11 protein-coding genes are annotated in these 13,273 nt (G+C 58.1%); 5 read left to right on the top strand and 6 right to left on the bottom strand.

The window, feature by feature from the left end:
* Positions 1–146: 146 nt before the first annotated feature.
* From KW848_RS09495 to KW848_RS09485, 3 genes are all read right to left on the bottom strand, one after another.
* Complete coding sequence (locus KW848_RS09495) at positions 147–785, bottom strand: peroxiredoxin (RefSeq protein WP_218536649.1); 639 nt, start codon at positions 783–785, stop codon at positions 147–149.
* 296 nt (positions 786–1,081) lie between these two features.
* Positions 1,082–2,464 carry an OprD family porin gene (locus KW848_RS09490; RefSeq protein WP_192409027.1) on the bottom strand — a complete coding sequence of 461 codons (1,383 nt, stop codon included), beginning with the start codon at positions 2,462–2,464 and terminating at the stop codon, positions 1,082–1,084.
* A 355-nt stretch (positions 2,465–2,819) separates the two neighbouring features.
* Complete coding sequence (locus tag KW848_RS09485; protein ID WP_218536648.1) at positions 2,820–4,154, bottom strand: OprD family porin; 1,335 nt, start codon at positions 4,152–4,154, stop codon at positions 2,820–2,822.
* Between the two features lie 362 nt (positions 4,155–4,516).
* Here KW848_RS09485 and tauA point away from each other — a divergent pair, with 362 nt between their 5' ends.
* Entirely contained in the window at positions 4,517–5,506 is a 990-nt protein-coding gene (tauA, locus tag KW848_RS09480) for a taurine ABC transporter substrate-binding protein (protein ID WP_218536647.1), read from the top strand.
* A gap of 122 nt (positions 5,507–5,628) precedes the next feature.
* Here tauA and argA read toward each other — a convergent pair whose 3' ends face one another.
* Together argA and argE are read right to left on the bottom strand one after the other, a co-directional pair.
* Positions 5,629–6,927: an amino-acid N-acetyltransferase gene (gene argA, locus KW848_RS09475; RefSeq protein WP_218536646.1), complete on the bottom strand. Its 1,299-nt coding sequence runs from the start codon at positions 6,925–6,927 to the stop codon at positions 5,629–5,631.
* A 265-nt stretch (positions 6,928–7,192) separates the two neighbouring features.
* A complete protein-coding gene (argE, locus tag KW848_RS09470) occupies positions 7,193–8,362 on the bottom strand; it encodes an acetylornithine deacetylase (protein WP_192409019.1) in 1,170 nt (389 codons plus the stop codon).
* A gap of 157 nt (positions 8,363–8,519) precedes the next feature.
* On the opposite strand from argE, the gene KW848_RS09465 reads away from it, so the two are divergent.
* Positions 8,520–9,887: an inorganic triphosphatase gene (locus tag KW848_RS09465; RefSeq protein ID WP_111448372.1), complete on the top strand. Its 1,368-nt coding sequence runs from the start codon at positions 8,520–8,522 to the stop codon at positions 9,885–9,887.
* Between the two features lie 114 nt (positions 9,888–10,001).
* Here KW848_RS09465 and KW848_RS09460 read toward each other — a convergent pair whose 3' ends face one another.
* Positions 10,002–10,466 (bottom strand): Lrp/AsnC family transcriptional regulator, encoded by a 465-nt coding sequence (locus KW848_RS09460; protein ID WP_046045137.1) that lies wholly within the window; start codon positions 10,464–10,466, stop codon positions 10,002–10,004.
* 126 nt (positions 10,467–10,592) lie between these two features.
* Between KW848_RS09460 and KW848_RS09455 the strand changes: the two genes are divergently transcribed.
* The 3 genes from KW848_RS09455 to KW848_RS09445 all read left to right on the top strand — a co-directional run bounded on the left by KW848_RS09455 (position 10,593) and on the right by KW848_RS09445 (position 13,197).
* The gene (locus tag KW848_RS09455) at positions 10,593–10,931 is read left to right on the top strand and encodes a hypothetical protein (RefSeq protein WP_218536645.1); all 339 of its coding nucleotides are present in this window, start codon (positions 10,593–10,595) and stop codon (positions 10,929–10,931) included.
* A 90-nt stretch (positions 10,932–11,021) separates the two neighbouring features.
* Entirely contained in the window at positions 11,022–12,806 is a 1,785-nt protein-coding gene (locus KW848_RS09450; RefSeq protein WP_218536644.1) for a GspE/PulE family protein, read from the top strand.
* Positions 12,807–12,879: 73 nt separating this feature from the next.
* Complete coding sequence (locus KW848_RS09445) at positions 12,880–13,197, top strand: DUF2388 domain-containing protein (RefSeq protein ID WP_111448368.1); 318 nt, start codon at positions 12,880–12,882, stop codon at positions 13,195–13,197.
* Positions 13,198–13,273: the final 76 nt, after the last annotated feature.

Raw genomic sequence — 13,273 nt, 5'->3', positions numbered from 1 at the left:
CCTGCTTTGTGGATAGGTTCACTCTGAATTCTGCGGTGCCTGACCGGCCGTCTTCGCGAGCAAGCCCGCTCCCACAGTTGACCGCATTCCAATGTGGGAGCGGGCTTGCTCGCGAAGTCGGATTCGGCCACACCGCAATTGATGGTTTATCTGTTGGGCTGTGGCGTCAGACGCAGGTACGGCTTCACCGCGCGATAGCCCTTGGGAAAGCGTTTGTTGATTTCGTCTTCGTCCTTGAGCGACGGCACGATTACCACTTCATCACCGTCCTGCCAGTTGGCCGGGGTGGCCACTTTGTAGTTGTCGGTGAGTTGCAGCGAGTCGATCACCCGCAGAATTTCATGGAAGTTACGGCCGGTGCTCGCCGGGTAGGTGATGGTCAGCCGAACCTTTTTGTTCGGGTCGATCACGAACAGCGAACGCACGGTCAGGGTGTCGTTGGCGTTCGGGTGGATCAGGTCGTAGAGGTCCGAGACCTTGCGGTCGGCGTCGGCAAGGATCGGGAAGTTGACGAGGGTGTTCTGGGTTTCGTTGATGTCTTCGATCCACTTGTGGTGCGAGTCCACCGGGTCCACGGACAGGGCAATGGCTTTCACACCACGTTGGGCAAATTCGTCCTTGAGCCTGGCAGTGAAGCCCAACTCCGTGGTGCACACCGGGGTGAAGTCCGCCGGGTGGGAAAACAGCACGCCCCAGCTATCGCCCAGCCATTCGTGGAAACGGAGGGTGCCGGCGCTGGAATCCTGTTCAAAGTCGGGGGCAATGTCGCCCAGTCTGAGGCTCATGGTGCTGCTCCTGGTGAGTGCTTGTTGAGGCCAACTGTGCCTGCATTTTTTATTCATTAAAAAGAATAAATATCGATTTGTTTAGATCGTAAGTGAATATTAAAAATGTGTTCACTGGACCTCGGCAGCAGTCAGGACGACTATCGCCCACAAGGTTCGAGAAGGCCTTGAGTTGCTGCACAAAGAGGGAAATTTCGAGGAGGGTTTACGGGGGTGAGCCTGACTTGAAAACGCAAAAGCCCCGCCCGGCGAGATGCCGGGCGGGGCTTTTTTTTACTTCAGTTACGCGAGTGCTATTACAACAGCGGGATCGAGTAGCTGACGATCAGACGGTTTTCGTCCTGGTCGCGTTGGCCTGGGATGTCGTTGCGCCACATGGCGTTTTTCCACGTGAGGCCCAGGTTTTTCAGTGGGCCTTCCTGGACTACGTACGCCAGGGTCAGGTCGCGTTCCCACTCAGAGCGGCCGGTTGCGTTAACGCTAGTCTGAGCAGCACCCACTTTACCGGTGGTGTCGATGTTATCGCCACGCAGGTAAACGATGCCGGCAGTTGCGCCTGGCAGGCCAAGCTTGGCGAAGTCATACGAGTAGCGAGCTTGCCAGGTACGTTCGCCGGCGCGAGCGAACTTGGCAATCTGCGAGTCGGTAGTGAGGTAAGCCGACGAGCCGTCACCCTGATTCAACCAAGGGAAATCGCTGTTACCGTTGCTGACCTGGTAACCGCCACCGAAGGTGTGACCGGCAACGGAGTACAGGAACAGGCCGCTATACAGGTTGTTGTCGACTTTGCCTTTGGTGATGCCCGTACCGTAGTCACCCGTGGTGAAGTAGGCGGATTCATGGCCGTTGGCGCCATCGTCACGGCTGTTGAAGTAACGGAAGTCAGACTTCAGTACGCCCGGACCGATCGACCAGTTGTGAACCAGACCCAGGAAGTGCTGCTTGTAGAAATCTTCCAGGTTGCCGTAGTAGTACTGGGCTGTCAGGTCTTTGGTGATCTTGTAGTCGCCACCACCGTAGATGAACTTGTTGCTGTCACGGCCGGAAGCGGTGGGAGAGTTCGCACCAGCAATCGACAACTCTTCGTTGTTGCTGGAGTTACGACCCTTGGCGTGCTCGATCTGACCACCGACCAGTGTCAGGTCTTTGATTTCGTTCGAGGTGATCTGACCACCTTGAAAGGTTTGCGGCAGCAGACGGCCATCGTTGGTCACGATAACCGGCAGTTTTGGCTGCAGGGTGCCCAACTTCAGCTCAGTCTGGGAGATCTTGGCCTTGGCCGTCAGACCCAGGCTGGAGAAGTTATCAACCGCTTCACCGTTAGACTTGCTTGGGAAAACAGTGCCGCCGTAAGAAGTCGAAGTGGCGCCGTTAGTGCCGCCGCCCGAATCCAGACGCACACCCAGCAGGCCGATAGCATCGATACCGAAGCCGACGGTGCCTTGGGTGTAGCCGGAGATGAAGCGCAGGTCGAAGCCTTGACCCCATTCTTCGTTCTTGCTTTGAACGCCGTTGGCCTTGACCCTGGCGGTACCCGCGTCGGAATCACGGTTATCGGTGTTGATGTAGAAGTTACGCAGCCCCAGAGTGGCTTTGCTGTCTTCGATGAAACCGGCGGCGCCTGCCTGCTGCGCCAAAACCCCTACGGCCACAGCCAGGGCCAAGGTGGACTTGTTCATTTGTTTCGCTCCTATCGTTTCTAATTTTTAAGGTCCTGAGTCGAATGCCCTGGATCCTGAAATGCTCGGTGAGTGCCAGCCCGTGTGACTACGGCGATGGCCTGACCTCTGTGATTTTGGCCCGCATGATAAACACAAAAAGAATTATTTCATTACTTTTCATGCCATTCAGGAATATAGCTTCGTGCTATTACTCTGAGTCGGGACACAAGGTATCGGCTCATAAGCCACCCACTTTAGGCGTTCGGCATAAAAGCTAAAAAGAATAAAAAATTACTACTTAAGCTCTATTTAGAATATTAAAAAAAACACAAAAAAAACCTCGCCGGCGGGCGAGGCTTTTTTCTGACGGCTATTACAGGAAGCTGTAGGTGTAGTTGAAGATCAGACGGGTCTGGTCAACATCAGGGTTGTTGCTGACTTCACTGCCACGGTAGACGCCATTACGCAACGTCACGCCGAAACCTTTGAGGGAGCCCTGCTGGATGGTGTAGTCGATCCGCATGTCGCGTTCCCACTCGGACGCATCAGGGCCACTGCCGTTCGTTGCTTTGATGTTATCGCCGTGCAGGTAGGCGATCGAGGTTTTCAGGCCCGGTACACCCAACGCGGCGAAGTCATAGGAGTACTGACCGAAGGTGGTGTTTTCACCGGCACGGACGAAACCATTGATCATGGAATCGGTGAACAGGTAGAAGCTTGCGCCACCATTGCCTTCCGCATGGCCATTGCCATCAACCACGCTGCCCTGGTTCAGGTAGACGAAGCCGCCGTCATCGTTGACGCGCTGATGGCCCAGCAAGAAGGCATTGCCACCCAGGGTGTAGGTGAACATGGCGCTCCAGGTCTTGTTATCGACCTCGTTTTTGTTCTTGGCATAACCACCGTTGTTACTGAAGAAATAACCCGAATCGCCGTTCTTACCGTCGGAGCTGCTGTCAAAATAGCGCAGGTCTGTCTTGAAGGACTGGTTGGCGTTGATCGGGAAAACGTGAATCAAGCCAAAGAAGTCCTGTTTGTAGTAATCCTTCAAGTTCGAGTGGTAGTACTGCAAGGTAAGGTCCTTGGTGACCTTCCAGTCAGCACCGCCATAGCGGAACTGGTTGCTGTCATGAGTACCGCCAGCCACGGCCAGGCCGGTGGAGTTTGAAGACGCACGCCCTGCCGAGTGCTCCAACTGACCCGCGTTGAAGGTCACGTTGTCGATTTCCTTCGAGGTGAGGGTGCCACCGTCAAAGGTCTGTGGCAGCAGGCGGCTGTCGTTCGCTACCAAAATTGGCAAGTTAGGCTGCAGAGCGCCACCCAGATGGGCCTCGGTCTTCGAGAAGCGTGCCTTGACGTTAGCTGCTGCACGGCTCCATTCGTCCACAGCCGAACCATCGCTGTCGCTTGGGAAGAACGTGTTGTTGTTGGCTGGGTGGTGGCCTCTGCCGCCGTCCAGATGGATACCTACGAGGGCCTGGGCGTCGATACCGAAGCCGACAGTGCCTTGGGTAAAGCCGGACAGATAGTCAAATTTCAGGCCTTCAGCGGTCTCTTTCTGATCCGCTCCGCCGTCACGGTTATCGTTATTGAAATACATGGTGCGAGAGCTGACGGAAGCCTTGCTGTCTTCCAGGAAACCCGCGGCGCCTGCCTGCTGCGCCAAAACCCCTACGGCCACGGCCAGAGCCAAGGTGGACTTGTTCATTGTTTCGCTCCTATCGTTTCTAATTCTTGTATTCCTGGTCCGGGGTTAATTGCCTCGGATCCTAAGATGCACGATTAGCGCCAGACCGTGACTCACAAGTCAATCGTAACTTTGTGTGTCTACGACCATAGTCTAATCCCCAGTAAATTCGCTCCTTGCCGGGCAATGAACGCTTCATAAACCCAAAAAGAATCACCCAATTCTTTTTCATACCGTTTAGGAATTAAGCTCCGCACTAACTCTTGAGCCAGGACACGGGCACCGGCTCATAAGCTAATTCCTAAATGGTATTTGTTAGCCTTTTTTTAGATCGATTAGCTTTGATGCAATTCACGATCAATCCCTATCGATAAGGCAGCGCCATGACCACCAAACGCGCACTATCCGGCTCAATTGTTACAGTTTGTGTATCGCTAATAATATCCTTCAGCGCTCAAGCGGCAAACCTCACAATCGGTTATCAAACCGGCATCGACCCCAGCAAAGTCCCCCAGGCAGACGGACTGTACGAGAAAACCATAGGCCAGAAAATTGATTGGCGTCGTTTTAATAGCGGCCCGGAAGTGGTTACTGCCATTGCTTCTGGCGACGTGCAGATTGGCAACCTCGGCTCAAGTCCGCTGGCAGCCGCGGCTTCGCGCAATCTGCCAATCGTTGCGTTCATTGTTTCCGCCCAGATCAACGCTGCTGAAGCACTCGTGGTGCGCAACGGCAGCGGCATCGATAAACCGCAAGATCTGATCGGCAAGACCATCGCCACCCCCTTCGTATCAACCTCCCACTACAGTTTGCTGGGTGCGTTGAAGCACTGGGGCCTGGATGCCTCGAAAGTCAAAGTGGTTAATTTGCAACCGGCGGAAATCGCGGCGGCCTGGAAGCGTGGTGACATCGATGGGGCGTTTGTCTGGTCACCCGCCCTGGGGGAAATTCGCAAGACTGGCAAGACCTTGACCGACGCGGCACAGGTCGGCCAATGGGGTGCACCGACCTTCGAGGTCTGGGTCGCGCGCAAAGATTACGCCGAGAAGCACCCAGAGGTGGTGGCCAAATTCGCCAAGGTCACGCTGGACTCGTTCGCCGACTATGCCGCGCATAAGGACAGCTGGACTGCTGACTCGGTACCGGTGCAAAAAATCGCCAAACTGACCGGTGCCAATGCCGTCGATGTGCCGGAGTTGCTGGCCGGTTCCACGTTCCCGGATGCTAAAGCCCAACAGACCACCGCGCTGCTGGAAGGCGGCACGGCCAAGGCGATTGGCGAGACGGCGAAGTTCTTGAAGGAACAAGGAAAGGTCGAGACGGTGCTGCCGGATTATTCGCCGTATGTCAGTGCGAAGTTTGTGCAGGATTGATGATCGTTCCCACGCTCTGCGTGGGAATGCAGCCCGGGACGCTCCGCGTCCCATCTAGAGCCGAACGCGGAGCGTCCGTTGAGGCATTCCCACGCAGAGCGTGGGAACGATCAAGCGTGCGGTCAGAGGGCTTTTTCGAAGATCTTCGAATTACGCTGGTAGTTGTACAGCGACGCCCGCGCTGATGGCAGACGTTCAACGCTGCTCGGCACAAACCCACGCTCACGAAACCAGTGAGCGGTGCGGGTCGTCAATACGAACAAGGTTTTCAGCCCCTGCGCCCGGGCGCGGGTTTCGATGCGCTCCAGCAGCTCATCACCACGACCGCCATGGCGATACTCCGGGTTCACCGCCAGACACGCCAACTCCCCCGCATCCGAATCAGCAATCTGATACAGCGCCGCACACGCGATGATCATGCCTTCGCGTTCGACCACACTGAACTGCTCGATCTCACGCTCCAGCACCTCGCGGGAACGCCGCACCAGAATGCCCTGCTCTTCCAGCGGGCTAATCAAGTCCAGCAAACCACCGACGTCTTCGATGGCCGCTTCGCGCACCACCTCGAATTGCTCCTGGGCCACCAGCGTACCGCCGCCATCGCGGGTGAACAGTTCGGTAAGCAATGCGCCGTTTTCGACATAACTGACGATATGGCTGCGGGCGACACCGCCGCGGCAGGCCTCAGCGGCCGCATCCAGCAGCTCAGCCTGATAGTTGCTGCCCAGGCGCTGCAGATGCGCCGGCACTTGTTGCGGACGCAACTCACGAACCAGACGACCGTTTTCATCGATCAGCCCCAGGTCAGCACCGAACAACAGCAGCTTGTCCGCCCCCAGATCGATGGCCGCACGGGTGGCGACGTCTTCGCAGGCGAGGTTGAAAATCTCACCGGTAGGCGAGTAGCCCAGCGGCGACAACAGCACGATGGAACGCTCATCCAGCAGGCGATTGATGCCCTTGCGGTCGACCCGACGCACTTCGCCGGTGTGGTGATAGTCGACACCTTCCAGCACGCCAATCGGCCGCGCCGTCACCAGGTTGCCGCTGGCCACCCGCAGACGCGAGCCCTGCATCGGCGATGAAGCCATGTCCATCGACAGCCGCGCTTCGATGGCGATACGCAGCTGGCCGACCGCATCGATCACGCACTCCAGCGTTGCGGCATCGGTGATGCGCATGCCGTGGTGGTAATGCGGGGTCAGGCCGCGTGCAGCCAGGCGGGTTTCAATTTGCGGACGGGAACCGTGAACCAGCACCAGTCGCACGCCCAGGCTGTGCAACAGCACCAGGTCGTGGACGATATTGCCGAAGTTCGGGTGCTCCACGCCGTCGCCGGGCAGCATGACGACGAAGGTGCAATCGCGGTGGGCGTTGATGTAGGGCGAAGCGTGACGAAGCCAATTAACGTATTCGGGCATGAACCTGGGCCTGTAATAAATAGCAGCCAAAAAATGGGCGAAACAGAAAACGCACAGCGGGCTGATGGTTATCGTCGGAACAGGCTTGGCGACACGCGCGCTCTCCTCATGAATACGGGTTGGGACACCGGCAATTTACAAGGCTTGCCAGCCGTGACACAGCCCCTGTGGGAGTGAGCCTGCTCGCGATAGCGGAATGTCAGTCGATACTGAAGTGTCTGACACACCGCTATCGCGAGCAGGCTCACTCCCACAGGGATCTCGCTCAACCGACTGGCATTGGCGTTTTGGCCGGTGTCAGGCAGTAATGTTCAATCAGTTGACGTAATAGATGCACCGTAGGCTGCAAACGTGACATTTCGAGGTATTCCCCCGGTTGGTGCGCACAGGCGATGTCGCCAGGGCCAAGCACCAGTGTTTCGCAGCCAAGACGCTGAAGATAAGGCGCTTCGGTGCCGAACGCCACTGCTTCGGCACGATGGCCGGTGAGCTTTTCCGCAACCCGGACCAATTCTGCATCCTCGGCCTGCTCGAACGGCGGCACTTCGGGGAACAGCGGCGCGTAATCGATCTTCACCTGATGCCACTCGGCAATGGGCTTGAGCTTCTTCAGAATCTCCGCGCGCAGGGCATTGGGGTCCATGCCCGGCAACGGGCGCAGATCAAACTCCAGCGAACACTGGCCGCAAATACGGTTGGGGTTATCGCCGCCATGGATGCAGCCGAAATTCAGGGTCGGCGTCGGTACGCTGAACTGTGGATTACGGAACTCACGCTGCCACGCCAACCGCAAACCACGCAGTTCACCGATGGCATCGTGCATGGCTTCGAGGGCGCTGTGGCCCAGGCGCGGATCCGAGGAGTGGCCGCTCTGACCGAGGATGTCGATGCGCTCCATCATGATGCCTTTGTGCATGCGGATCGGCTTGAGCCCGGTCGGCTCGCCGATCACCGCCGCACGACCGAGCGGACGCCCGGCTTCGGCCAGGGCGCGAGCGCCGGACATCGAGCTTTCTTCATCGCAAGTGGCGAGGATCAACAGCGGTTGCTTGAACGGCTGATCGAGCAGCGGTATGACGGCTTCGATGGCCAGCGCGAAAAAGCCCTTCATGTCGCAACTGCCCAGCCCCACCCAGCGACCGTCGACTTCGGTCAGTTTCAGCGGATCGGTCTGCCACAGCGCGCCATCGAACGGCACCGTGTCACTGTGACCGGCCAGCACCAGGCCACCGGGGCCGGAACCGAAACTGGCCAGCAGATTGAATTTGCCGGGGCTGACCTGCTGAATGTCGCAGGTAAAACCCAGATCGCCGAGCCACGTCGCCAGCAAATCGATCACCGGACGGTTGGTTTGATCGAGGCTGGCCTGCGTACAGCTGACGGACGGTGCGGCGATCAGCGCAGCGAACTGATCTTTCATGGACGGCAAAGGCATCGCTGACTCCAACTCCCGAGTTGAACTCCATCATAGAACCATCCGGCGACAGGAATAAACCGTCGCGGCGCGTAGGTACGTTCACTCCTGTACACTGCACGACCTTGGCAGCCACACATTTCCCCCGGCTGCGCTCCCGATCCTGGATTTTCCGGCCATGCAGAAAGAAACCGAAATCAAACTCCGCGTCAGCCGAGAAACCCTCGCGGCCCTGCGCGAGCACCCGCTCCTGAAAAAACGCAACAAAAGTGGCTGGGAACGCCGTGAGTTAATGAATCAGTACTTCGACACGCCTGAGCGCGACCTGGCCCGCGCCAAGGTTGCCCTGCGCCTGCGCCGCGATGGCGAAGAAGTGATTCAGACCCTCAAGACCCGCGGCCAGAGCGTCGCCGGTTTGTCCGAGCGTAACGAATACGACTGGAACCTGCCCAAAGCCAAGCTCGACGTGAAGAAACTCGACGGCGAATGCTGGCCTGAAGAGCTGGCCGAGCTGGACAAGAAAACCCTGAAGCCGATTTTCACCACCGATTTCGTCCGCGAACGCGCGGAAATCGCCTGGGGCCGTGGCAAGACCAAAGTGGTGATCGAAGCCGCACTGGATCTGGGTCACGTGATCGTGGGCAAGCAGAAAGAAGAAATCTGCGAGCTGGAACTGGAACTGCGCGAAGGCGAGCCGGCCGCTCTGCTGGAACTGGCCGCCGAACTGGCCGCGACCCTGGCCCTGATGCCGTGTGACATCAGCAAAGCCGAGCGCGGTTATCGTTTGTACGACGCCAACAGCTATTCGTTGAGCCTGCCGGCGCCGCAGATCACCGCCGAAATGCCGCTGGACGACGCTTTCGCCGCGCTGAGCTGGCACTTGCTGAGCAGCAGCCAACGCCTGGCCGAGCAGTATCGCTTCAATGGCCACTGGCGCCTGTTGCTGGACTGGGTTGAAAACCTGGCTGAATTGCGCGCGTTGCTGAGCAGCCTGGGCCAAGCCGCACCGCGTCAGTCGACACACGATCTGCGCGTCGCGCTGGATGCCTTGCTGGAAGACTGGCGCCCGCTGGTACAGGCCGGTATCGACGACGAAGACGTGCGCAAAGCTGCGCCGGAGCAGTTCCTCGAAGAACTGCAAGATCCGCGCTGGGGCTTGTTCTCGCTGAACACTTCGCGCTGGTTGCTGGCCCGCACCTGGACCGCCGATCGCAACGTTCGTGGCAATCGCCAGGGCGCTGCGCAATTGGGCAGCTGGTTGCCGCGTCTGCTGGGTGAAGAAGCGACCTCCCTGCAACTGCAGCGTTACCAGCAACAGCCGGAAGACCTGGCCGAGCAACTGCCGCGCATCGAGCGCATCCAGGCTTGGCTGCACCACGCCCGCAGCGTGCTGGACATCCCGGAAATGGATCGCTTGTACGGTGAGCTGAAACAGCTTGCTCAATTGGCGAACGAGCCGATCACCGATGAATCGCTGGATGCGCGCAAGCAGCAGGCGATTGCGGTGTATCAGAATCGTGCCTGGAAAATGCTGCTGCGCATGTGATACCGCCTTCGCGAGCAAGCCCGCTCCCACATTTGACCGCGTCCATTCAGACAAGGCGGTCAAATGTGGGAGCGGGCTTGCTCGCGAAGAGGCCCGCAACTTCACCGCAAAACCTCAGACCGGCAAACTCGTCGTGGATTTGATCTCCGACAACGCCACGATCGAGTTCACCTCCTGGATCCCCGGCACCATCGACAGCTTCTCAAAGAAAAAGCGCTCATAAGCCTCGATGTCCGCCGTCACAATCCGCAGCAAGAAATCCACCGACCCCATCAGCACATAACACTCCAGCACTTCGGGAAAACCGCGAATCGCCTCGGTGAATTCGGTGAAGTTCGAACGCCCGTGAGCGTTGAGTTTGATTTCAGCGAAGATCTGCGTGTTAAGCCCGATTTTCTTCCGGTCAAGCAAGGTCACCTGCCCGCGAATGATCCCCTCCTCCTTCATCCGCTGAATCCGCCGCCAGCACGGCGACTGCGACAACCCCACCTGTTCCGCAATCTGCGCACTGGAAAGCGAAGCGTCCTCTTGCAGCAACGCGAGAATCTTGCGGTCGTAGCCATCCAGCTCGCTATGCATAAAAAAACCTTTGATTGATAACTTACCGAATCAAGCAATTCAAACAATCGCCAATAAGCCCAATCATAGATAAGAAATGCCCGGCACCGAATGTAAAAATTCCTCCAGTGATTTTGGAGATCGACCATGCAGCATCTAGAAGCCGTGAATACCCCGCACACCCGCGCCGATGTCTGGAACGTCAGCAACGCCCACTGCCGCGTTCACTATCAATTGCTGGCCGAGGCCGAACCGGACTTGCTGTGTCGGGCGCTCAACCTGTTCGCTTTGCAGTTTCTGACGCCACAACAGGTCAACGTGCAGCGGATGGACGATCTGTTGTCGATCGACATCGTGATAGACGGCCTGAGCTGGCACCGCGCCCAAGTGATCGCGGAAAAATTACGTAACCTGATCAGCGTCTGTTCGGTTGATCTGCAAGCGGTTGATTGCGCGTGGAATGAACCGGCTCAAGCGGCGGGCTGAAAAAACTCGACATGGCTTCGTCACGTAGTGGCCCAACGGTCTGCCGGTCCGCGACTATCCTTTGCGAACTGTTGTTCATGAGGAGCCCGCATGTCCGTTCAACTTGCCATTCAGGACCGCTGGCTGGATCTCAATGATTTGCTGCGTGAACTGGTCGCCCAAGGTTTTATCAGTCAGGATTCGGCCGAACACGCGCTCAATGCTCGACGCCGTCACGCAGCCAATGGCCAGACGCACCCGCTGGAATTCATCGCCAGCCAACTTCTGGACGACCTCAGCCGCCCCGGTAAACACCTCGACCTGGAAAGCCTGACGCTTTGGCTGTCGCAGCAGGCCGGCCAGCCTTATCTGCGTATCGATCCGCTGAAAATCAACGTGGCGGCGATTACCCCGCTGATGTCCTACGCCTTCGCCCAGCGCCACAAGATTCTTGCGGTGTCTATCGACCGCGACGCAGTGACCGTGGCCAGCGCCCAGCCCTACGTCACCGGTTGGGAAGCCGACCTGACCCATGTGCTGAAACTGCCGATCAAACGTGTCGTCGCCAACCCGGTCGACATCCAGCGCTTCAGCGTGGAGTTTTTCCGCCTGGCCAAATCGGTCACCGGCGCGACCAACGCCGATCAGCAAATGAACACCCTGGGCAATTTCGAGCAGTTGCTCAACCTCGGCGCCAGCGACCAGGAACCGGACGCCAACGATGCGCACATCGTCAATATCGTCGACTGGTTGTTCCAGTACGCGTTCCAGCAACGCGCCAGTGACATCCACATCGAACCCCGGCGCGAACAAGGCACGGTGCGCTTTCGCATCGACGGCGTGCTGCACAATGTCTATCAATTCCCGCCGCATGTGACCATGGCGATCGTCAGCCGCCTGAAAAGCCTCGGGCGGATGAACGTCGCGGAAAAACGCAAACCCCAGGACGGCCGGGTGAAAACCAAGACCCCGGACGGCGGCGAAGTCGAGTTGCGCCTGTCGACATTGCCTACCGCATTCGGCGAAAAAATGGTCATGCGGATCTTCGACCCGGAAGTACTGCTCAAGAACTTTGATCAGCTGGGCTTCTCCGCCGATGACTTGCGCCGCTGGCAGGACATGACGAGCCAGCCCAACGGCATCATCCTGGTCACCGGCCCGACCGGTTCCGGCAAGACCACCACGCTGTACACCACCCTGAAGAAACTGGCGACGCCGGAGGTCAACCTCTGCACCATCGAGGACCCGATCGAAATGGTCGAGCCGGCGTTCAACCAGATGCAGGTCCAACACAACATCGACCTGACCTTCGCCGCCGGTGTGCGCGCCCTGATGCGACAGGATCCGGACATCATCATGATCGGTGAGATCCGTGATCTGGAAACCGCTGAAATGGCGATCCAGGCTGCGCTCACGGGTCACTTGGTGCTGTCGACGCTGCACACCAACGACGCGCCGAGCGCAATCAGCCGCTTGCTGGAACTGGGCGTGCCGCATTACCTGATCAAAGCCACGGTGCTTGGCGTCATGGCCCAGCGCCTGGTCCGCACCTTGTGCCCGCATTGCAAGGCGCCGCTGACCCTGGGTGAAGAAGACTGGCAAACCCTGACCCGGCCCTGGCAGGCACCGTTGCCGAACAACGCACATCGCGCCATCGGTTGCCTTGAATGCCGCGATACCGGTTACCGCGGCCGGGCCGGGGTCTACGAAATCATGCAACTGACGGACGGCGTCAAAGCGCTGATCAACCCCGACACCGATTTGCTGGCGGTACGGCGGCAGGCCTTCAAGGAAGGCATGCGCAGTTTGAGATTGTCAGGCGCGCAAAAAGTGGCGGCGGGTTTGACGACGATTGAGGAGGTGCTGCGGGTAACACCGCAAAGCGAGCAAAAGTAGGCGCGGCCGTTACGGAACTCGATTGGGGGATTTGTAATCCAACGCCGCAGTTAACCCAGTGGAGTCACCCAATATGCGTCTCAAACTTGCTGTCGCTACCATCGCCTTGTTGTCCCTTCCTGTCGGTTCGGCGATGGCTGATAGCTTTTGGCGTAACGTCATCTCATCCGGTGCGACCACCGGTTCGACCTACCTGACCTTCAAGGATAACAAGCTGATCGTTGCCGCCCAGGACGATGCCGGCAGCTTCGTCGCCAGTGACGGCGGCATCCGCGGTCCATACCTGGAGGCCGCGATGCAGAAAGTCCGTGCCGACAACCCAGGCCTGCAGGCCACGGACATGGAACTGGCGAACGCGATCCTGGCGAAGAATGCCGTCGCTTCGAATTAAGATTTATTGCTGAACAAAAATGCCGCTCCCAATGAGCGGCATTTTTTTGAACTAGAGAAATTGCACAGCTATTTCC

This window comes from Pseudomonas sp. PDM25 (genome assembly GCF_019219045.1).
GTDB lineage: Bacteria > Pseudomonadota > Gammaproteobacteria > Pseudomonadales > Pseudomonadaceae > Aquipseudomonas.
Note: the sequence above shows the minus strand (reverse complement) of the source record. Positions and strands in the feature narration are given on the sequence as shown.

Bases quoted from the DNA above. Each gene is read 5' to 3' on its own strand.
- KW848_RS09495 (WP_218536649.1), bottom strand. From the start codon at position 785: ATGAGCCTCAGACTGGGCGACATTGCCCCCGACTTTGAACAGGATTCC.
- KW848_RS09490 (WP_192409027.1), bottom strand. From the start codon at position 2,464: ATGAACAAGTCCACCTTGGCCCTGGCTGTGGCCGTAGGGGTTTTGGCG.
- KW848_RS09485 (WP_218536648.1), bottom strand. From the start codon at position 4,154: ATGAACAAGTCCACCTTGGCTCTGGCCGTGGCCGTAGGGGTTTTGGCG.
- tauA (WP_218536647.1), top strand. From the start codon at position 4,517: ATGACCACCAAACGCGCACTATCCGGCTCAATTGTTACAGTTTGTGTA.
- argA (WP_218536646.1), bottom strand. From the start codon at position 6,927: ATGCCCGAATACGTTAATTGGCTTCGTCACGCTTCGCCCTACATCAAC.
- argE (WP_192409019.1), bottom strand. From the start codon at position 8,362: ATGCCTTTGCCGTCCATGAAAGATCAGTTCGCTGCGCTGATCGCCGCA.
- KW848_RS09465 (WP_111448372.1), top strand. From the start codon at position 8,520: ATGCAGAAAGAAACCGAAATCAAACTCCGCGTCAGCCGAGAAACCCTC.
- KW848_RS09460 (WP_046045137.1), bottom strand. From the start codon at position 10,466: ATGCATAGCGAGCTGGATGGCTACGACCGCAAGATTCTCGCGTTGCTG.
- KW848_RS09455 (WP_218536645.1), top strand. From the start codon at position 10,593: ATGCAGCATCTAGAAGCCGTGAATACCCCGCACACCCGCGCCGATGTC.
- KW848_RS09450 (WP_218536644.1), top strand. From the start codon at position 11,022: ATGTCCGTTCAACTTGCCATTCAGGACCGCTGGCTGGATCTCAATGAT.
- KW848_RS09445 (WP_111448368.1), top strand. From the start codon at position 12,880: ATGCGTCTCAAACTTGCTGTCGCTACCATCGCCTTGTTGTCCCTTCCT.